The sequence below is a fragment of the Microbacterium sp. BWR-S6Y genome (assembly GCF_041379845.1).
Taxonomy (GTDB): Bacteria; Actinomycetota; Actinomycetes; order Actinomycetales; family Microbacteriaceae; genus Microbacterium; species Microbacterium hydrothermale.
In genome coordinates this window covers 235,821-255,194 of record NZ_JBFECV010000007.1, presented here as the reverse complement: position 1 = coordinate 255,194, position 19,374 = coordinate 235,821, and the positions used below count along the sequence as shown (strand labels likewise).

16 protein-coding genes and 1 tRNA gene are annotated in these 19,374 nt (G+C 72.0%); 14 read left to right on the top strand and 3 right to left on the bottom strand.

Features of this window, described 5'->3' with window-relative positions:
- Positions 1 to 292 precede the first annotated feature (292 nt).
- Entirely contained in the window at positions 293 to 892 is a 600-nt protein-coding gene (locus tag AB1K56_RS15595) for a gamma carbonic anhydrase family protein (protein WP_371206384.1), read from the top strand.
- A gap of 219 nt (positions 893 to 1,111) precedes the next feature.
- On the opposite strand, the gene AB1K56_RS15590 is transcribed toward AB1K56_RS15595, so the two are convergent.
- Complete coding sequence (locus tag AB1K56_RS15590; protein WP_371206383.1) at positions 1,112 to 3,784, bottom strand: phosphoenolpyruvate carboxylase; 2,673 nt, start codon at positions 3,782 to 3,784, stop codon at positions 1,112 to 1,114.
- Between the two features lie 426 nt (positions 3,785 to 4,210).
- Here AB1K56_RS15590 and AB1K56_RS15585 point away from each other — a divergent pair, with 426 nt between their 5' ends.
- Together AB1K56_RS15585 and hisS are read left to right on the top strand one after the other, a co-directional pair.
- Positions 4,211 to 4,816, top strand: coding sequence for a MazG family protein (locus AB1K56_RS15585; protein ID WP_371206390.1), 606 nt, complete (start codon positions 4,211 to 4,213; stop codon positions 4,814 to 4,816).
- A 177-nt stretch (positions 4,817 to 4,993) separates the two neighbouring features.
- Positions 4,994 to 6,241: a histidine--tRNA ligase gene (hisS, locus tag AB1K56_RS15580; RefSeq protein ID WP_371206389.1), complete on the top strand. Its 1,248-nt coding sequence runs from the start codon at positions 4,994 to 4,996 to the stop codon at positions 6,239 to 6,241.
- 64 nt (positions 6,242 to 6,305) lie between these two features.
- On the opposite strand, the gene AB1K56_RS15575 is transcribed toward hisS, so the two are convergent.
- Positions 6,306 to 7,163 carry a helix-turn-helix transcriptional regulator gene (locus tag AB1K56_RS15575; RefSeq protein ID WP_371206382.1) on the bottom strand — a complete coding sequence of 286 codons (858 nt, stop codon included), beginning with the start codon at positions 7,161 to 7,163 and terminating at the stop codon, positions 6,306 to 6,308.
- Positions 7,164 to 7,285: 122 nt separating this feature from the next.
- Here AB1K56_RS15575 and AB1K56_RS15570 point away from each other — a divergent pair, with 122 nt between their 5' ends.
- From AB1K56_RS15570 to AB1K56_RS15520, 11 genes are all read left to right on the top strand, one after another.
- Positions 7,286 to 8,731: an MFS transporter gene (locus AB1K56_RS15570; protein ID WP_371206381.1), complete on the top strand. Its 1,446-nt coding sequence runs from the start codon at positions 7,286 to 7,288 to the stop codon at positions 8,729 to 8,731.
- Between the two features lie 114 nt (positions 8,732 to 8,845).
- On the top strand, positions 8,846 to 9,661 hold the full coding sequence (locus AB1K56_RS15565; RefSeq protein ID WP_371206380.1) for an SGNH/GDSL hydrolase family protein: 816 nt from the start codon (positions 8,846 to 8,848) through the stop codon (positions 9,659 to 9,661).
- A 122-nt stretch (positions 9,662 to 9,783) separates the two neighbouring features.
- The gene (locus AB1K56_RS15560; RefSeq protein ID WP_371206388.1) at positions 9,784 to 10,632 is read left to right on the top strand and encodes a cytochrome c oxidase assembly protein; all 849 of its coding nucleotides are present in this window, start codon (positions 9,784 to 9,786) and stop codon (positions 10,630 to 10,632) included.
- Between the two features lie 31 nt (positions 10,633 to 10,663).
- On the top strand, positions 10,664 to 11,332 hold the full coding sequence (locus AB1K56_RS15555; RefSeq protein WP_371206379.1) for an O-methyltransferase: 669 nt from the start codon (positions 10,664 to 10,666) through the stop codon (positions 11,330 to 11,332).
- 147 nt (positions 11,333 to 11,479) lie between these two features.
- Complete coding sequence (eno, locus tag AB1K56_RS15550; RefSeq protein ID WP_371206378.1) at positions 11,480 to 12,760, top strand: phosphopyruvate hydratase; 1,281 nt, start codon at positions 11,480 to 11,482, stop codon at positions 12,758 to 12,760.
- 343 nt (positions 12,761 to 13,103) lie between these two features.
- The gene (locus AB1K56_RS15545; RefSeq protein ID WP_371206377.1) at positions 13,104 to 13,571 is read left to right on the top strand and encodes a septum formation initiator family protein; all 468 of its coding nucleotides are present in this window, start codon (positions 13,104 to 13,106) and stop codon (positions 13,569 to 13,571) included.
- Between the two features lie 205 nt (positions 13,572 to 13,776).
- The gene (locus AB1K56_RS15540; protein ID WP_371206376.1) at positions 13,777 to 14,295 is read left to right on the top strand and encodes a DUF501 domain-containing protein; all 519 of its coding nucleotides are present in this window, start codon (positions 13,777 to 13,779) and stop codon (positions 14,293 to 14,295) included.
- Positions 14,292 to 15,614 (top strand): S8 family serine peptidase, encoded by a 1,323-nt coding sequence (locus AB1K56_RS15535; protein ID WP_371206375.1) that lies wholly within the window; start codon positions 14,292 to 14,294, stop codon positions 15,612 to 15,614. Before AB1K56_RS15540 ends, AB1K56_RS15535 begins: the two co-directional genes overlap by 4 nt.
- A complete protein-coding gene (locus AB1K56_RS15530) occupies positions 15,611 to 17,011 on the top strand; it encodes an NAD(P)/FAD-dependent oxidoreductase (protein ID WP_371206374.1) in 1,401 nt (466 codons plus the stop codon). Before AB1K56_RS15535 ends, AB1K56_RS15530 begins: the two co-directional genes overlap by 4 nt.
- Before the next feature lie 297 nt (positions 17,012 to 17,308).
- Positions 17,309 to 17,381, top strand: a tRNA-Leu gene (locus AB1K56_RS15525).
- 102 nt (positions 17,382 to 17,483) lie between these two features.
- Positions 17,484 to 18,053 carry a LemA family protein gene (locus tag AB1K56_RS15520; protein ID WP_076676385.1) on the top strand — a complete coding sequence of 190 codons (570 nt, stop codon included), beginning with the start codon at positions 17,484 to 17,486 and terminating at the stop codon, positions 18,051 to 18,053.
- Positions 18,054 to 18,098: 45 nt separating this feature from the next.
- Here AB1K56_RS15520 and AB1K56_RS15515 read toward each other — a convergent pair whose 3' ends face one another.
- The gene (locus tag AB1K56_RS15515) at positions 18,099 to 19,340 is read right to left on the bottom strand and encodes a winged helix-turn-helix domain-containing protein (RefSeq protein ID WP_371206373.1); all 1,242 of its coding nucleotides are present in this window, start codon (positions 19,338 to 19,340) and stop codon (positions 18,099 to 18,101) included.
- Between the last annotated feature and the right edge of the window lie 34 nt (positions 19,341 to 19,374).

Below are 19,374 nucleotides of genomic sequence, written 5' to 3'. Positions count from 1 at the left end.
CCCGGAAGCTAAGCCTCTCAGCGCCGATGGTACTGCAGGGGGGACCCTGTGGGAGAGTAGGACACCGCCGGACTTCCTTTACCGAAATGGCCACCCAACGCTGGGTGGCCATTTCGCATTTACACCCACATTCGCGACACCCCCATGCTGTGGGGGTGGTCGGCGCCGGTACGCCCCCCATACGTTCGATGGGGGCGTGCCGGCGCTTCGTCATACCCCCAGCAGGAGGCCTCGCGGCCCGTCGGCCCGGTGACTACGCTGACGTCCACCGACGGGAAGGACGCGCCGCACGATGCTCTTCGCTCACCTGGGATCGGAACCACGGATCCACCCCGACGCTGTGGTCGCGCCGACGGCGGTCATCAGCGGCGACGTGACCGTGGGCCGCGGCTGTCAGATCCTCCACGGGGCGGTCATCACCGCGGAGGGGAGCCCCATCCACCTGGGGGAGAACACCATCGTCATGGAGAACGCCCTCGTGCGCGCCAGTTCGGCGCACGCGGTGCACATCGGCGCGCACACGCTGATCGGGCCGATGGCGAGCATCGCGGGAGCTGACGTCGGGGAGGAGGTGTTCCTCGCGACGGGCACGCGGGTGTTCAACGGCGCCGAGATCGGCGCCGGTAGCGAAGTCCGCATCAACGCCGTCGTCCACGTGCGAACCGTCCTGCCTCCGGAGACGATCGTTCCGATCTCGTGGGTGGCGGTGGGTAATCCTCTTCGGATCTTGCCGCCGGATCGCCACGAGGAGATCTGGGCGGCGCAGAAGGAGTTGGACTTCCCGGGCTACGTGTTCGGTCTCGATCGCGAGACACCCGACCTCATGGTGCAGCTCACCGAGCGATACGGTCGCAGCCTCGCCCGCCACGCCGCCGACCGGCGCCTCGACTGATCCGCCGCCTCGATCGCGCCGGCGTCGCAGCGGCGCATGGCGATTCCGCTCCGTCGTGGGGACTCGGGACCCGTGAGACCCCGTGCGAGGCGCAGACCCCGGCGTGTCGGGCTCGGACTCCGCGCGACGGTCGCGGTCACGCCGCCGGGCCACCGCGAACACGACGGAGCGCCGGCCCCCGCGGGGGAGCCGGCGCTCGGTCGATCGGACGGATGCCGCTCAGCCGGTGTTCTGCAGCCCTGCCGCGACGCCGCTGACCGAGAGCAGCAGCAGGCGCTGGTGCTCGGCATCCGGAGTCGGGTTCTCGGCGTCCGCATCGCGAAGTGCGCGCAGGGCCCGGAGCTGCAGAAGCGACAGCGCGTCGACGTAGGGGCTGCGCATCTTGACCGCGCGCTGGAGAATGGGCTTGTTGCCGAGCAGGTCGCCGCCGGTGATGCGCTCGACCCAGGAGCGGGTGAGCAGCATCTCGTCCATCACGAGCTGGGCGAGGTCATCGCGATCGCCGAGCGCGAGGTACCGGCGGGCGATGCGCTCGTCGGCCTTCGCCAGGCTCATCGCGACGTTGTCGATCATCGTGCGGAACAGCGGCCACTGCTCGTAGGCGTCGCGCAGCCGCTGCTCGTCGCCGACCGCCTCGAGAGCGGTCCCCAGGCCGAACCAACCGGCGAGGTTGATGCGGGCCTGCGTCCACGAGAACACCCACGGGATCGCGCGGAGGTCTTCGAGCGACTCGACCGAGAGGCCCCGGCGAGCGGGTCGCGACCCGAGCGCGAGGTGCCCGAGCTCCTCCATCGGCGTGACCGTGGCGAACCACGGCGCGAAGCCCGGCGCCTTGACGAGGGCGAAGAACCGCTCGCGCGAGGCCACGTCCATGGTCTGCGCGACGTCGGCGAAGGCCTCGGCGGCCCCGCGGTTGCGGCGCTCGATCGAGGGAGAGGATGCCGTGAGCACCGCGGCCGCGACCTGGTCGATGTGGCGCATCGCGATGTCGGGGTCGCCGTAGCGGGCGAAGATGACCTCGCCCTGCTCGGTGAGCTTGAAGCGCCCGTCGACGGAGTGCGGGGGCTGCGCGAGGATCGCGGAGTTGGCGGGTCCGCCGCCGCGTCCCAGCGCTCCGCCGCGACCGTGGAAGAGCGTGAGTTCGATGCGCTCGTTCTGCGCCCACGTGGAGATCTTCGCCTGGGCCTCGTACAGGGCGAGGTTGGCGGCGACGGGGCCGACGTCCTTCGACGAGTCCGAGTAGCCCAGCATCACCTCGAGGCGACGGCCCGTGGCATCCAGTCGGCTGACGAACGAGGGGTGGGTGACGATCTCAGCGAGGATGCCGGGAGCGGCCTGCAGGTCGGCGAACGTCTCGAACAGCGGGATGACGTCGAGGACCGGGAGAGTCTCCCCGGGGCCCATCGCGTATGCGGCGAGCTCGTGCACGTTCGCGAGGTCTTCGGCCGACTGCGTGAACGACACGATGTAGCGGCCCGCGGCGCGAGGACCGAAGCGCTCCTGCACGTAGGCGACCGAGCGGAAGACCTCGAGCACCTCTTCGGTCTGCTCGCTGCGGGCGCCGCCCGCGCGCAGCTCGTCGAGGACCTTGCGGTGCACGGCGGAGTGCTGACGCACCTCGAGCTCGGTGAGGTGGAAGCCGTAGGTCTCGACCTGCCACACCAGTCGCTGCAGCGCGCCGTAGGCCTGGCGCGCGGCTCCCGCCGCGACCAGCGAATCCTGCACGGTGCGCAGGTCGGCGAGCAGGTGCTCCGGGTCGCGATAGGCGAGGTCGGCGTTACGCGTCCGCGTCGCAGCGATCTTGCGGGCCAGCAGCAGCAGGATGCGGCGGTGCGGCTCGTCGGGCGAGCGCTCCGCGATCTCGGCGGCCGCGTCTTCGTCGGCCGCGCGCAGGCGGTGCCACAGCGAGAGCAGAGCGTCGCTGGGCGGCGTGGTCTCGGCATCCAGAGTCAGTCCGCGACCCACGCGCTGCGTGGTGCGCTCGAGGCCGAGGAGCACGTGCTCGCTGGCGATCGCGGCGGCCTTGCGGGTGACGGATGCCGTGACGAACGGGTTGCCGTCGCGGTCGCCGCCGACCCACGATCCCACGCGCACGAAGGGCTTCACGATCGGGGCGCGGGCGCCGGCGTTCTCGCCCTGCAGGATGTCATCGATGCGGCGGTAGACGCGCGGAACGGCCGTGTAGAGGGTCTCGTCGAAAACGGCCATGACCGATCGCACCTCGTCGACCGGTGACGGCTTCTCGCGGCGGAGGGGGGCGGTGCGCCACAGGATGTCGATCTCTTCGAGCATGCGGCGCTCGGCGCGTCGCGCGTTCGCGTCGTTGCCGGCGGCGTCGTCGTGCTCGGCGAGGAGCTCGGACAGGCGGCGGATGCTGGTGGAGATCGCGCGGCGGCGCGCCTCGGTCGGGTGCGCGGTGAAGACGGGGTGGAACCGCAGAGCCTGCAGGCGCGCGAGAGCCGTCTCTTCGCCGACCTCGCTGGAGAGGCGCTCGTAGGCGGCGGCGATCGTGTCGGGCGTGCCCGAGTGCGAGGGGCGGTCGCCGCGCTCGCGCAGGACGCGCACGCGCTGGTGCTCCTCGACGAGGTTGACGAGGTGGAAGTACGCCGTGAACGCACGGGCGACCTCGTCGGCGCGCTCGATCGAGAAGCCGTCGGCGATGGCCGCAGCCCGCTCGAACGCCTCGGGCGTCTCGTCGGTGTAAGCCTGGATCGTCGCCGAGCGCAGGCGCTCGACGTCGTCGTACAGTCCGGGGGAGCCGCTCTCTCGAAGCACACGGCCGAGGAGCGATCCGAGCAGGCGCACGTCGGCGCGCATCTGCTCGGGGAGCTCCTGGCCCGCTTCGAAGCGGCCCACGAGGTCGATGGCCTCAGTCGGGGTCAGTTCACGCACACGCCCCAGATTATCGGCGTCGCGTGTCGTGCAGATGACGCGGGAGGCGTCCCGCCGTCCTCCGCTCCCGTGCGCAGGAATTTCTCCGGCGCGTAGGCGGAGCGCGGCGAGATTCGACCGGTCCTCCCGGAGCGGCGCGGAAAAGTCCTGCGTTGGGTATCCGGGACGTCGCGGGGCGGGCGGTGCCGCGCGGGGAGGAGGAGCGACGTCGGCGGGCTCCGCCTCCGAGGTGACGCGGTACGTCGACCGCGGCGGGGGAGGGCGGCATCCGGTGTCTCCTCGGACTCGCCAGGCGCGCGGTCGCCGAGGGGGGCGCTGTGTCGCGTCCCCGGGACCGGGCCCGCGGGGGATACTCGGGACAGCGGCTCCGCCGCCGGGGAGGGAGACACCGTGACCGAGGACGCGTTGAGGGAAGCCGCCGAGACCATGCGCGCGGTGCGGGAGCGCTGCGTCTGGACCCAGCGGATCGACCATCGCGATCTCGTCCCCTACCTCGTGGAGGAGAGCGCCGAGGTGATCGACGCCGTCGAGGCGGGCACGCGCGCCGACCTGCGCGAGGAGCTCGGCGACCTGCTCTGGCAGGTGCTGTTCCACGCCGAGATCGCGGCCGGAGACCCCGACGACCCGTTCGACATCGACGACGTCGCGCGCGGGCTCACCGAGAAGATGGTGCGGCGGCATCCGCACGTGTTCGCGGGGGCCGTGGCATCCACCCCCGAAGAGGTGCTCGTGCACTGGAACGCCGCGAAGGCCGCCGAGAAGCGCGAGCGCACGAGCGTGCTCGACGGCGTCAGCGACCACATGCCCTCGCTCGCCCTCGCGCAGAAGGTGATCGGCAAGGCGGAGCAGGTCGGGGTGTCGGCACCCACTCATCACCTCGCGGATCCCGAGTCCGAGGCCGAGTTGGGAGACGCCCTGCTGACGCTCGTGCAGTTCGCCCGCTCGCGGGGGTGGGACGCCGAGCGCGCCCTGCGCGAGCGCCTGCGCACCCTCGGCGCCGACGTGCGCGCAGCCGAGACCGCCGCCGGCTGAGCCCCGGGCGGTACCGCGAGATCACACGATCGGCGCGAGGTCGCACGTTGCGCCGCTGCCGTACAGCGTGATCTCGCGCCGAACGTGTGATTTGGCGGGTGGGTCCAGCCGTCGCGCGGGGGCGCCGGCCGATCCTGGAAGAATGGGGACGTGGCATCCGTGAACCCGCCGCGCGGCATGCGCGACTTCCTCCCCGCTGACAAGGCCCGTCGCGAGCGCGTGCTCGCCGTCATCCGCGAGCGCTACCGCGCGCACGGGTTCGACGAGATCGAGACCCCGGTCATGGAGGAGTACGGGCGCCTGCACGCCGGTCTCGGCGGGGACAACGAGAAGCTGTCGTTCAGCATCCTGAAGCGGGGGATGGATGCCGAGGGCATCCGCGCCGCCGCGGACGACCCGGCCGCCCTCGCCGACCTCGGCCTGCGCTACGACCTCACGGTTCCCCTCGCGCGTTTCTACGCCTCGAACCGGGCGCAGCTACCCACGGTGTTCCGTGCGATCCAGATGGCCCCGGTGTGGCGGGCCGAGCGTCCGCAGAAGGGCCGGTACCGCCAGTTCCTGCAGTGCGACATCGACATCATCGGCGATGCGACCTCCCGCGCCGAGGCGGAGTTGATGATCGCGAGCCTCGACGTGCTCGACACGCTCGGGCTCGAGGGCGGGTCGATCCGGGTGAACGATCGCCGCGTCCTCGACGCGATGCTCGACGTCTTCGGCTTCGCGTCCGACGAGCGCCCGGGGGTGCTCATCACGATCGACAAGCTCGACAAGGTCGGCCCCTCGGGTGTCGTCGCCGAGCTGCGGGACCGCGGGGCGGATGCCGCGGCCGTCGACGCCCTCGCGGCCTACCTCGACCGACCCGCCGCCGCCCCCTCCTTCGACGACGCCGGCATCCGCGCGGCCCTGCCCGCCGGCATCCCGGACGAGGTCATCGCCCACCTCGTGGCGCTCGGCGAGACCGTCGCGGCCGCGCGCGGGGCGGACGCGCCGCTCGTGTTCGACCCCTTCCTCGTGCGTGGAATGGGGTACTACACCGGCACGATCTTCGAGCTCGCCCACCCGAGCGTCGACTACTCCCTCGGCGGCGGTGGTCGGTACGACGGCATGATCGGACGCTTCCTCGGCCAGCAGGTTCCGGCGGTCGGATTCTCGATCGGCTTCGAGCGGATCGTCGACCTTCTGCCCGATGCGGATGCCGACGGCGAGCGGTCGGTGGTGCTCGTGCACGATCGCGACGTGCCGCTGGACCGTCTCCTCGCGCTCAAGGCGCGACTCGTCGGCGAGGGCGCGCGTGTGCGCGTCGAGCAGCGGGCGAAGAACATGAAGGCGCTGCTGGAGCGCTCGACGGCGGACGGGTACACCTCGTTCGCGTCGGTCGGAACCGACACGACCGTCGACACCCTGGAGATCAAGCCGCTCTCCTGAGGTCGATCAGTCCTCGCGCGCTCGGCGCCGCTTCGCCGGCGGCACGGTCGCGCGGGACCGACCCTCAGGCGGCGGTGCTGACGGCGGACTCGGCGGGGCTCTCGGCGGCGAGACGTTCCAAGCGGGACGCGGTGGCGGCGTCACGCGGTGAGAACCACACCACTCGCGACCCGAGGCCCTCGTCGATCCAGAGGCTGGACATCTCGAGGTGCAGCTCGCCCACGCGGGCGTGCACGAGGTGCTTCGCCGCGTTGCGCTCCCCGCCCACGTCGCCCAGACGCCAGAGGTCGCCGAAGCGCGGCGACATCGTCTCGAGCTCGCCGATGAAGCGCTGCCACGACGGCTCCTCGTGGTGGCGGCCGTAGGCCGCGCGCAGGCGGGCCGCGATCCGCCGCTGCGCGTGGTCGAGGTCGACGTGCGCGTGCTGCCACGCGGAATCGGTGAACAGCAGCACGGCGCAGTTGCGTCGCTCGTCGGGCATCTCGTCGAGGTCGTCGAACAGGAAGCGGTACGAGCGGTTGTAGGCGCGGATGTCGAACCGCGAGGTCTGCACGGCGGCGGGGTAGGGGAGGAGCTTCTCGAGCAGGTCGAGGTGCGTCTGCCCGACGCACATGCGCGCGGCCCGGTCGGGCAACGGGAGATCGGCGAGGGCGAAGAGGTGGTCGCGCTCGTCGTCGCTGAGCAGCAGGGCCCGGGCGATCGCCGTGACGACCTGGGCCGATGCGGCGATCGGGCGTCCCTGTTCGAGCCACGTGTACCAGGTGAGTCCGACCCCGGCGAGCTGGGCGACCTCTTCGCGCCGCAGGCCCGCGACGCGGCGCCGGGTGCCGTCGGGAAGGCCCACGTCGGCGGGACGCAGTCGCGCGCGACGGCTGCGCAGGAAGCCCGCGAACTCCGCGCGGGTGTCGTCGGACCGGGTCATGGCATCCTCCTCCGGCGATCCTAGAGCGCACCACGGCCTCCGTTCGCCGCGGAGGGAGTGCTCTCGGTACCAGGATGACGGGGCTCCTGGTACCAGGATCGACGTCCCCGCATGCTGGCACCATGACCACCTCCGCACACCCCGCGACCGGGAGCGCCCCGGTACCGATCCGCCCCGACGTCGCCGACGTCCCCACGTGGCGGTACGTGGGATTCCTCCTCGGGCCCGGGGCCGGCACGTTCGCCTTCAACGCCGTCACGGTGATCCTGCCGACGCTGCGCGAACGGTTCGGGGCGGGCGACGTCGCGCTCGAACTCGTCATCGCCGGCTACGGCATCCCGTTCGCGGTCCTGCTGATCCTGGGCGGTCGACTCGGCGATCGTTTCGGGCGGCACCGCCTGTACACGCTCGGGATGGGGCTCTTCCTGGTCTCGGCGATCGCGTGCGCCCTCGCCCCCTCGATCGAGACGCTCATCCCGGCGCGCGTCGTGCAGGGCGTGGGGGCGGCGCTGTGCACCCCGCAAGTGCTCGGCACCATCCAGGCCACTTCGCGGGGAGCCGCGCGCACCCGCGCCATCGCGGCATTCGGAGCGAGCGGCGGGATCGGCGCCGCCGTCGGCCAGGTGGCGGGAGGCGCCCTCGCCGCGCTGTCGTTCGGACCGGTCGAAGGGTGGCGGGCGGTGTTCGTCGTCGTCGCCCTGATCGCGGTGGGGGCCATCGCTTTCGCCCCGCTCGCACCGCGCTCCCGCTCGCACGAGGTGGTGGCGATCGACCTCATCGGTACCGCGGCGCTCGCCGTCGGCATCCTCGCCGCCTCCGTCGCCCTCACCTTCGGGCCCGTGTGGAACTGGTCGTGGCCCGTCGCCGTGGCCCTGGTCGTCGCCGCGGTCGCCCTCATCGCCATGTGGCGGCACCAGAACGGGATCGAGCGTTCGGGACGCGTCCCGCTGCTCCCGCCGAGCGTTCTGCGCCTGCGCCCCCTGCAGCTCGGGCTGGTGGCCGCCGCGCTCTTCTTCGCGGGGTACTCGGCGCTGCTGTACGTCTTCCCGCGTGCCGTGGAGGCCGGCGGGCTGAGCTCTCTGCAGGCGGGCCTCGCCCTGCTGCCCTTCGCCGTCGTGTTCGCGGGTATGTCGCTGGCGGTGGCGCGCGTGCAGAGTCGGCTGGGCGACGCGACGCTCGTGCTCGGCGTCTCGCTGCAGATCGTCGCGCTGTTGGGGATGGCGGCGACCCTGGGCCTCGCGTGGGGGAGCGGGATCGGGCTGTGGCTGCAGCCCGCGCTCATCGTGCTGGGGATCGGGCAGGCGCTGATCTTCTCGCCGCTCACGCAGCTCGTCGTGCGAGAGGTGCCGGTCGAGGCCGCGGGCCTGTCGGGCGGGATGTTCAGCACCGCGCAGCAGCTCGCGCTGTCGTTCGGCGTGATCGTCATCGGCGGCATCGTGACCTTCACGGGAGCCGCCGGCCGCGATGAACTCCTCGCCGGCCTCGCCCTCGACATCGGACTGGCCGTCGCCGTGCTCGTCCTCGCGATGGTCCTGCGGGCGCGCAGTGCCCGCAGCGACAGGGGCTGAGGCGCGGCGCCGGGTTCGCGGCATCCGGAGGACACCGGATGCCGGGAGGGTGCCGTCGCCGCGGCGTCACGGCACGTCCACCCGGCGTTCACCGCGGGCCGGTCTCATCGGAGCATGCGTCGTCCGGTCACCGTGACCTTCGCCTCCGCGCTCGCGCTCCTCGGCGCGGGAGCGATGGGGGCGCGGACCCTGCTCACCCGGCAGGCGGCCGTCGCGCGCCGCCGCATCGGCAAGCCGCTCGGCGAGCAGGCGCTCGACGCCGACCGCGTGTGGCGGCGCAAGAAGCATCCGGGGCGGCCGGTCGACCTGCTGCTGCTGGGCGACTCGATCGCCGCGGGTCTGGGCGCGGGGCACCGCCGCGACACGCTCGGCGCGCGCCTGGCCAAGGGCGTCGCGCGCACGGCGGGACGCCCCGTGCGGCTGCGCACCGGCGCGGTGGTCGGATCGGAGACCTCCGCCCTCGCCGCGCAGCTCGCGTCACTGCCCCCGGGGTACCGCGCCGACATCGCGGTGATCGTCGTCGGGGGCAACGACGTGACGCACCGCATCCCGGCCGCACGCGCCGCGGAGCAGCTCGCCGACGTCGTACGCGCCCTCCGGGCGGACGGCATCCCGGTCGTGGTGGGCACCTGCCCCGACCTCGGCACGCTGCGCGCGATCCCGCAACCGCTCCGTGCGATCGCCGCGCGCTCGTCCCGTCAGCTGGCCGCGGCGCAGGGGAGTGCGGTGCACCGCGCCGGCGGCCGGGTCGTCGCTCTGGCCCGCGCGGTCGGGCCGGTGTTCGCGGAACGTCCGGACGAGATGTTCAGCGTCGACCGCTTCCACCCGAGCGCCCTCGGCTACCGCCGGACCGCCGAGGCCCTTCTGCCCGCGGTTCTCGCGGCGCTCGACGTGGACGCGGTCACGTCGCCGACCGAGCCGAACTCCTGAGATCTCGTCGCTTCCGGCGGTGACGCTCCCGGGATCGTGCGGCTCGCGCGAGGGAAGCCAGGAGTTGCGCTCACCCTCGGCGGACCCATAGCCGGCGGTCGTACTCTTCCGGCACGCCTCCCATCGACTTCTTCCTCAGCACCTGGCGCGCCGATCCGATCGCCCTCGGCGCGATCTTCGCGGCCTCCGTCGCCTACCTTCTCGGCGTGCGGCGCGTGCGTCGCCGAGGGGAGCCCTGGCCGCTGCGCCGCACGATCGGCTTCTTCGCCCTCGGCCTGCTGCCCTACGCCGTGATCGAGCTCGGCTTCCTGGGGACCTTCTCGGCCGACCTGCGCTGGGCGTTCTCGACCCGGATCGCCCTGCTCATCTTCGCGGTGCCCGCGGGCATCGCCGCGGGTCGCCCCCTCGACCTCGTCCCCGCGCGGGTGCGCGAGCGCGTCCTCGCGTCGCGCGTGACCCGGGTCTTCGGCAACGCGATGGTCGCCACCATCGTCATCGCCGCGGTGTTCTGCCTCTTCCTCACCCCGCTGGCCGGCATCCTGCGCGTCGATCCCGTCGTCGACGCCTCGCTCGGCGTGGTCGTCCCCCTCGTGGGACTCGCGATGGTGCTGCCGATGATGGCGTTGGGCGCCATGCACACCGGGACCTTCATCGCGATCGAGTTCCTCCTCGCCTTCGTCGAGCTGCTCATCGACTCCGTGCCGGGGCTGCTCCTGCGCTTGAACGACTCCGTGCTGGATCTGATCCCGGATGCCGCCCAGGCGGCGGCCTGGTGGCCCTCGCCGCTGCACGACCAGCACCTCGCCGGCGACATGATCTGGTTCATCGCCGAGTTCGCCGACGTGCCGATCCTCGTCATCCTGATGATCCGATGGATGCGATCGGACCGCGTCGAGGCGAAGGGCTTCGACGACCTCTCCGACGAGGAGTACGACGAGATGACCCGCGCCCACCTGCGCGGCGAGCGTTGACCCGCGGGCGCCGGCCCGCCACTGTGGAAGGGTGCCCACCCACGATGACGTCGACGCCTTCCTGACCGACACCCTCGTCGGAGCCGACGCCGCCCTCCACGCCGCCCTGAGGGCGCAGCACGAGGCCGGCATGCCCGCCATCGAGGTCGCGCCGGTGAACGCGAAGTTCCTCCACCTGCTCGCGCGCATCGCCGGCGCTCGCCGAATCCTCGAGATCGGCACGCTCGCCGGGTACTCCACGATCTGGTTCGCACGCGCGGTAGGCGATGGCGGGCGCGTGGTCACCATCGAGGCCGAACCCGCCCACGCCGCCGTCGCGCGCGAGAACCTGGAGCGGGCCGGCGTCGCCGATCGCGTCGACATCCTGCTCGGACGCGGCACCGAGGTGCTGCCGACCCTCGACGGGGGCGCGCCCTTCGACCTCGTCTTCGTCGACGCCGACAAGGAGTCGAACGAGATCTACCTCGACTGGGCCGCGCGTCTCGGTCGCCCCGGAACGGTCGTCGTGCTCGACAACGTCGTGCGCGGGGGAGAGGTCGCCGATGCCGGGACCGCGGATGCCAAGGTGCAGGGCGCGCGCCGCGGCATCCTGATGCTCGGCGAAGATCCGCGTTTCGACGCCTCGGCGCTGCAGACGCTCGACCGCAAGGGGTGGGACGGGGTGGCCGTGGCGATCGTGACCGACGCGCCCGCCCCCTGAGTCCGCCGACCCTCCGGACCGGGACGACGCCCGCGGGACGGCGTCGACGGCATCCGTCCCCACGGTCGGCGGGCGGGGTCACTAGACTCGACGACGGACCGACGACGCTCCGCCCTCTTCCACCCAAGAACCAACGAGGAGTCCTTCGTGGCACTTATCGAGGCTGTCAACGCGCGCGAGATCCTGGATTCGCGCGGTAACCCGACCGTCGAGGTGGAGGTGCTCCTCGACGACGGAATCGTCCAGCGGGCGGCCGTCCCCTCCGGCGCGTCCACCGGCGCGTTCGAGGCCTACGAGCTGCGCGACGGCGACAAGAGCCGCTACGGCGGCAAGGGCGTGCTCAAGGCCGTCGCCGCGGTCGTCGACGAGCTCGGCCCCGCCATCGAGGGCGTCGAGGCCAGCGAGCAGCGCATCATCGACGAGATCCTCATCGAGACCGACGGCACCGACAACAAGTCGCGCACCGGCGCGAACGCGATCCTGGGCGTCTCGCTCGCCGTCGCGAAGGCCGCCGCCGACAGCGCAGACCTGCCCCTGTTCCGCTACCTCGGCGGCCCGAACGCGCACCTGCTGCCCGTTCCCCTCTTCAACGTCATCAACGGCGGCGAGCACGCCGACAACGGCATCGACTTCCAGGAGTTCTTCCTCGCCCCCATCGGCGCCGACACCTACGGCGAGTCGCTGCGCTGGGGCACCGAGGTCTACCACGTCCTCAAGGGCGAGCTGAAGTCGGCCGGCTACAACACCGGTCTCGGCGACGAGGGCGGCTTCGCCCCCGACCTGCCCAGCAACCGCGAGGGCCTCGACTTCCTCATCCGCGCGATCGAGAAGGCCGGCTTCACCCCCGGCAAGGACATCGCCGTGGGCCTCGACGTCGCCGCCACCGAGTTCTACAAGGACGGCGTCTACACCGTCGAGGGCAAGGAGTGGAGCGTCGACACGCTCGTCGACTACTTCGCCGACCTCGTCGCGAACTTCCCGATCGTCACGATCGAGGACGCCCTCGCCGAGGACGACTGGGACGGCTGGAAGAAGCTGACGGATGCCATCGGCTCCAAGGTGCAGCTCGTCGGCGACGACCTGTTCGTCACCAACCTCAAGCGCCTGCAGCAGGGCATCGACCTCGGCGTCGCCAACTCGCTGCTCGTGAAGGTCAACCAGATCGGCACGCTGTCGGAGACGCTCGACGCGATCTCGCTGGCGACCCGCTCGGGCTACACCTCGATGCTGTCGCACCGCTCGGGCGAGACCGAGGACACCACGATCGCCGACCTCGCCGTCGCCGTCAACGCGGGTCAGATCAAGACCGGTGCCCCCGCGCGCAGCGAGCGCGTCGCGAAGTACAACCAGCTGCTCCGCATCGAGGAGGACCTCGGCGACGCCGCGGTCTTCGCGGGCCGCTCGGCGTTCCCCCGTTTCAAGGGCTGAGCGTCTGAGACACGAGGAGGGGGAGCCTGCGGGCTCCCCCTCCTCCGTCTTTCCCGGGCGCGGGCGGTTCCCCCGTCGACGCGGCGTGGCCCTCCCGGAACGCCGAGGTGCGCGACGTAGACTCGCCTCCGGTCCGGTGCCGGGTGCACCGGCCGGATGAGAGGGGCTGAACGTGGAACGACCGACACTGCCGCCCCGCCCGACGCCCTCCGCCCGTGCGACGGCGACGTCGAAGCCCGCGAAGTCGGCGTCGGCGAAGTCGGCGTCTGCGCGTCGGCAGCCTCCCGCGAAGGGCCCGCGGTCAGCGCCCCCCGCGCCGCGGGCGAGCTCCCCCCGCGTCGACGTGCGCGAGTGGCTCGGCAAGGTGCGCGTGTCGGGCTTCGTGGTCATCATGCTGGGCCTCGTGGTGCTCGGCACCTTCGTCCTCGTTCCGACCGTGGGCACCTATATGGATCAGCGCCAGCAGATCCAGGCCCTTCGCAACGCCGTCGCCCTGAGCCAGTCGGAGGTCGCCGACCTGCAGACGCAGCGCGAGAGATGGTCCGACCCGGCCTACATCCGCACCCAGGCACGCGAGCGACTCGGGTACACGTTCCCCGGCGAGGTCGTCTACCTCATCGACAACGACCTCCCCGCGTCGGCCACCCCGCAGGAGCAGGCCGACGTCAGCGGCGACGTGGGACAGACCCGCACCGACTGGATGGCGCAGCTCGTGCGTTCGGTCGCCGCTTCGGGGGCCGCTCAGGTGGCCGTTCCCTCGCTCGAGATCGGCGTCCCCGATCCGGCGCCCTCGGCGACGCCGGCCGGCTGACGCGAGAACCCGACCGGATGCCGCCCGCCCGGCGACGGCACGCGACGTCGTCGGTGTCCGGTCGTCCGGTGTGGGGCTCTCCACGGCGTCGGGCCGCGCGCGCTCGCGCCGATCGCGCGGCGCGCGGCATCCCTCGCCCGCCCGGGGTGGGGATCCGCCCGCTGCGTCCGGCGGCGTCTCGGAGAGGGCGGGTACCCTGGCAGGGATGACTACCGCACCGCTCGCCCCCGCATCCGACGCCGACCTCGCCGTTCTCCAGGCGCAGCTCGGGCGCGTCCCGCGCGGGGTCATCGGCATCGCCGCACGCTGCGTCTGCGGCAACCCGACCGTGGTGGCGACCTCGCCCCGGCTCGACGACGGCAGCCCGTTCCCCACGTTCTACTACCTCACCCACCCCGCGGCGACCGCGGCGATGTCGGTGCTCGAGGCCGGCCACGTGATGAAGGAGTTCTCCGACGACCTCGCCGCCGACGAGGAGCTGCAGCAGGCCTACCTCCGCGCCCACGAGGCGTATCTCCGCGACCGCGCCGTGCACGGCGAGCCCGAGGAGATCGCGGGGATCTCCGCCGGAGGGATGCCGACGCGGGTCAAGTGCCTGCACGCCCTCGCCGGGCACGCCCTGGCGGCGGGGCCGGGCGTCAATCCGATCGGCGACCGCGCCCTGGAGCGCGGAACCTGGTCGCCCGAGCGGTGCGAGTGCGAAAGCCCCGGGGCCGGCGGATGAAGCGGGTCGTCGTCGCCCTGGCATCCGTCGTCCTCGTGGCGATGATGACGGGAGCGACGGCCGCCCCGGTGGCGACCTCGGGCCCGGTACCCGAAGACCCCACTGACTCGGTGCGCGCCGCCGAGTACTGGCTCGACCAGTACGGAGTGCGCGAGGCCTGGAAGACGACGCGCGGCGCGGGGCAGACCATCGCCGTGATCGACACGGGGATCGGTCGCGGGCCGACGGAATTCACCGGCGCGGTCGCCGGCGGCACCGACGTGTCGGGCGTCGGCTCCTCGGACGGACGCACGCCCGTGGGCGCGGTCGACGCCAACCACGGCAGCTGGGTGGCCTCGCTGGCCGCGGCCCGGGGCACGGGCAACGGTCGCGGCATGATCGGCGTCGCGCCCGAGGCCGAGCTGCTGTCCATCTCGGTCGGGTTCGGCGCCTCCAGCACGAAGCCCTTCACCCAGCAGATCGCCGAGGCGATGACGTGGGCGGTCGACAACGGGGCGACGGTCATCAACCTCTCGCTCACCACGAACACCCTCGACTGGGACACCAGCTGGGACACCGCGTTCGAGTACGCCTTCGAGCACGACGTCGTGGTCGTCGTGGCGGCGGGCAACCGGGGGAGCGGGACCGACCGCGTCGGCGCTCCGGCGACGATCCCGGGGGTGCTCGCCGTCGGCGGCGTCGATCCCGACGGTGTCGCCAGCAACAGTGCCTCGACCCAGGGAATCACGATCGGGCTGTCCGCACCGAGCGAGCGACTGATCGGCGTCTCGGCCGACGGGACGCTGGTGGGCTGGAACGGCACGAGCGGCGCGGCGCCGATCGTCGCCGGGATCGCCGCCCTCGTGCGCTCGGCTCACCCCGAGCTCGACGCGAACAACGTGCTGAACCGCCTGATCGCGACGGCGAAGCCCGCCGCGGGGGCGACGAGCGTGCCCGACAAGCTCTACGGATACGGCCTGGTGGATGCCGCGGGCGCGGTCTCGAATTCAAGGGTCGAGGCCGTCGCCGAGAACCCGCTCGGCAGCCTCACGGAGTGGATCCGGCTGTACCGCCGGGCCGACGCGGAACCGGCGCCGGAACCCACCGCGAGCCCCGTCGAGATCCCGCCGCTTCCGCCCGTGGAATCCGCGCCGGAAGCCGGTTCGCCTCTGCTGCCGTCACGCGATAGCGTGCTCTACGGATCGCTGCCGCTCGGGGGTGCCACGCTGGCCGCTATAATGATTGCGCTCGGCGTCAGTGCTGCTGCCCGGCGAATCCGACAGGCGCGCACCTCCCGCGAGCCGAGCCGCACCACAAACGAGGAGTCCCTCCCATCGTGACCACTACCGTGCCCAGAATCCTCATCGTCGGTGGGGGCTACGCAGGTTTCTACACCGCCTGGAAGCTCGAGAAGCTCCTCGGGCGAGGCGAGGCCGAAGTCACGCTCGTCGACCCGCTGCCCTACATGACGTACCAGCCGTTCCTCCCCGAGGTGGCCGCCGGCGAGATCGAGCCGCGCCACGTCGTGGTGGGCCTGCGTCGCCACCTCAAGCGCACCACGGTCATCGCGGGCAAGGTCACGGGCATCTCGCACGCGACCAAGACCGCCACGATCACCCCGATCGCGGGCGACGAGACCTTCGAGCAGGGCTACGACCAGATCGTCGTCACCGCCGGTGCCGTCTCGCGCACGTTCCCGATCCCCGGCATCGCCGACAACGCGATCGGCCTGAAGACGATCGAGGAGGCCGTCGCCATCCGAGACCGCCTGACGTCGAACTTCGACAAGGCCTCGGTGCTGCCCGCCGGACCCGAGCGCGACCGTCTCCTCACCGTCGTCGTCGTCGGCGGTGGCTTCGCCGGTATCGAGGTGTTCGCCGAGCTCCGCGCCTACGCGTCGTCGCTGCTGAAGCAGTACCCGACCCTGTCGTTCGACGACACGCACTTCCACCTCATCGAGGCGATGGGCCGCATCATGCCCGAGGTCTCGCAGAAGACGAGCGAGTGGGTTCTCGCCGACCTCGCGAGGAAGGGTGCGTTCGTGCACCTCGACACGCAGGTCAAGGGCGCCGTGGACGGTGTCGTCGAGCTGTCGACCGGTGAGCAGCTGCCCACCGACCTCATCATCTGGACCGCCGGCGTCATGGCGAACCCCACCGTCGTCCGCGGCAGCGACCTCCCGGTCGAGGAGCGCGGTCGCATCCGCACCCGTCCCGACCTGCGGGTGGGCACCGATGAAGAGATCGTCGAGGGCGCCTGGGCCGCCGGCGACGTCTCGGCCGTGCCCGACCTCTCCGGTGGCGGCGTGGGCGGCTTCTGCGTCCCCAACGCCCAGCACGCGGTGCGTCAGGGCAAGCTCATGGCGAAGAACCTCGTCGCCGTGCTGCGGGGCGAGGAGCCCAAGCAGTACAACCACAAGAACCTCGGTGCCGTCGCGGGCCTGGGGCTGTACAACGGCGCCTTCCAGTCGGGCAACATTGCCCTGACCGGTCTGATCGCCTGGTTCGCCCACCGCGGCTACCACGGCCTGGCCATGCCGACCTGGGAGCGCAAGTTCCGCGTCATCGGCGACTGGGTGCAGAACTTCGTCCACGGCCGTGAGGTCGTCTCGCTCGAGACGGTGCAGCAGCCGCGTGCGGCCTTCGAGGAGTTCGCGGCGCGTCCTCGCCCGGCGGCTCCCGCGGCCGATGCCCCGGCCCCGGCCGAGAAGAAGGCCGAGCCCGTCGCGGCGAAGTAACCTCGTCCGTTTCGAGACCCCCGTGCCCCGTGAGGGTGCGGGGGTCTCGTCGTTCCCGGATGCCGCGGGGGCGCGGGGTCGGGCTGTTGCGCGATCCGCCGGTACGGGGTGTCGGGTCGCGGCATCCGGATCTCCGTGCCGGTGCGGCCCTGCCGGTGCCGCCCGGTCGAGATGGTGCGGCGGCTCTTCGTGGGTCCGGGCGCGGTTTCGACGCTCGTGGCGACGTCGAGCGCCCCAGCACGAGTCAGGGGCCCCGCGAGACGGACGCGCGGCCACCCGCGATACGGTGGAGCACGGGCCCCCGTAGCCCAATGGCAGAGGCAGGCGACTTAAAATCGCTTCAGTGTCAGTTCGAGTCTGACCGGGGGTACGGCATCCATCGCATCCGCTGAGAGTCACCGCCCGGCTCCCTGGCGCCGTCGGGCCCGCAGTTACACTGAAGGGCAACCTCTCGAACGGAGTGTGGGGACTTATGTGGGAGTGGCTCGTACCGGTCATCGTGATCGTCGGCATCCTGGTCATCGCCGGTATCTACCTGTGGGCCACGTACAACGCCCTCGTCGCCCTCAACGTGCGCGTCGACGAGGCGTGGAGCGACATCACGGTGCAGCTGAAGCGTCGCGCCGACCTGCTGCCGAACCTCATCGAGACGGTGAAGGGCTACGCGGCGCACGAGAAGGCGGTCTTCGAGAACGTCACGCGCGCCCGCGCCGAGACCCTGAACGTCGAGAGCCCCGCCGAGGCGGGCATCGCCGAGGGGCACATGCAGCAGGCGCTCAAGTCGCTGTTCGCGGTGGCGGAGGCGTACCCGCAGCTGCAGGCGAGCCAGAACTTCCTCAAGCTGCAGCAGGCCATCGTCGACACCGAGGACAAGATCCAGGCGTCGCGCCGCTTCTACAACGGCGGCGTGCGCGAGCTCAACACCAAGATCAAGGTATTCCCGAACAACCTGTTCGCGCGTCAGCTCGGATTCCACGAGCGCGAGTTCTTCGAGGTGATCGACGGAGCCGCGATCTCCGAGCCGCCTCGCGTGCAGTTCTGACGCACCCCGTGATGCGCCCCCTCCGCCGATCGGAGGGGGCGCCTCTCAGTTCGAGCGCCCGTCGGGGTGCTCGTGCCGCGCGGCCGAGAGTGCGCCGGCGATCGCATCGCTGGCGTCTCCCCACCGCGCCACCGTGACCCGCGCGAGGCCCTGCCACCTCGCGGCGGTTCTCAGCTCGGCAGCCACGCGCTCCGCGGCATCCGCGGGGGCGCCGTGCTCCCACCACGCCGACTGCACTCGGAGGGCGGAGCCCGCCCTGTCGGCTTTGAGGTCGAGCCGCCCGACGACGTCGTCGCCCACGAGGACGGGGAGCGAGTAATAGCCGAATCGGCGCTGCGGGGCGGGGGTGTAGATCTCGATCCGGTAGTCGAAGTCGAACAGGCGCTCCGCCCGGTCGCGGAACCACACGAGGGGATCGAACGGCGTGAGCAGGGCGGCGGCGTCGACCCGCCGCGGACGGGCGGCGTCGCGGTGCAGCCAGGCCTTCGCCGGGCGTCCGGCGACGCTCCACCCCTCGACCTCGACCTGCTGGAGCTCGCCCGTGTCGACGAGGTCCCGGATCGCGGCGAGCACCGCGGGGCGGTCGCGGATGCGCCAGTAGTCGGCGAGGTCGGCCGCCGTCGCCACCCCGTAGGCCCGCGCGGCTCGGCGCACGAGTTCGGTGATGGCATCCTGTCGGGGAACAGCCGTCTCGAGAGCCGAGGGCGGAAGGACGTCGGATGCCATTGCGTACCGCCGCTCGAACCCGCGGCGCCCCGCGATCGCGACCTCGCCGAACAGCCACAGGCGCTCGAGGCCGTTCTTGACGTCGTCCCACCCCCACCAGGACCCGCGCGAGCCGCTGCGCGCGTCGTGGTCGATCTCGGCCGGGCGCAGCGGTCCGCGGTCGGCGAGTTCGTCGCGGAGCCACTGCAGCAGCGGCCGGTGGGCCTGCGCCCAGTCGTCGTCGCCGTACTTGCGACGCAGGTCGTCGCGACGGAACTGCAGCAGCGGCCAGTCGTCGGCGGGGACGAGCGACGCCACGTGCGCCCACGACTCCACCCAGCGCGGCCGACGGGAGAACGCGAGGGCGTCGAGCAGGGACGTGTCGTATGCCCCGAGGCGGGCGAACAGCGGCATGTAGTGCGACCGGGAGAAGACGTTGACGGAGTCGATCTGCAGGATGCGCATGCGCGTCAGCGTCGCGGTGATCTGGCGCGTGCCGACCGTCTCGGGCCGGGGGCGCGAGAAGCCCTGCGCGGCGAGGGCGATGCGGCGCGCGTCGGCGCGACGGAGCGTCGTGGTCATGCCTTTCACCGTATCCACCGCCTCCGACATCACA

Bases quoted from the DNA above. Each gene is read 5' to 3' on its own strand.
- AB1K56_RS15570 (WP_371206381.1), top strand. From the start codon at position 7,286: ATGACCACCTCCGCACACCCCGCGACCGGGAGCGCCCCGGTACCGATC.
- AB1K56_RS15565 (WP_371206380.1), top strand. From the start codon at position 8,846: ATGCGTCGTCCGGTCACCGTGACCTTCGCCTCCGCGCTCGCGCTCCTC.
- AB1K56_RS15515 (WP_371206373.1), bottom strand. From the start codon at position 19,340: ATGACCACGACGCTCCGTCGCGCCGACGCGCGCCGCATCGCCCTCGCC.
- AB1K56_RS15535 (WP_371206375.1), top strand. From the start codon at position 14,292: ATGAAGCGGGTCGTCGTCGCCCTGGCATCCGTCGTCCTCGTGGCGATG.
- AB1K56_RS15520 (WP_076676385.1), top strand. From the start codon at position 17,484: ATGTGGGAGTGGCTCGTACCGGTCATCGTGATCGTCGGCATCCTGGTC.
- AB1K56_RS15540 (WP_371206376.1), top strand. From the start codon at position 13,777: ATGACTACCGCACCGCTCGCCCCCGCATCCGACGCCGACCTCGCCGTT.
- AB1K56_RS15595 (WP_371206384.1), top strand. From the start codon at position 293: ATGCTCTTCGCTCACCTGGGATCGGAACCACGGATCCACCCCGACGCT.
- hisS (WP_371206389.1), top strand. From the start codon at position 4,994: ATGCGCGACTTCCTCCCCGCTGACAAGGCCCGTCGCGAGCGCGTGCTC.
- AB1K56_RS15575 (WP_371206382.1), bottom strand. From the start codon at position 7,163: ATGACCCGGTCCGACGACACCCGCGCGGAGTTCGCGGGCTTCCTGCGC.
- AB1K56_RS15585 (WP_371206390.1), top strand. From the start codon at position 4,211: ATGCGCGCGGTGCGGGAGCGCTGCGTCTGGACCCAGCGGATCGACCAT.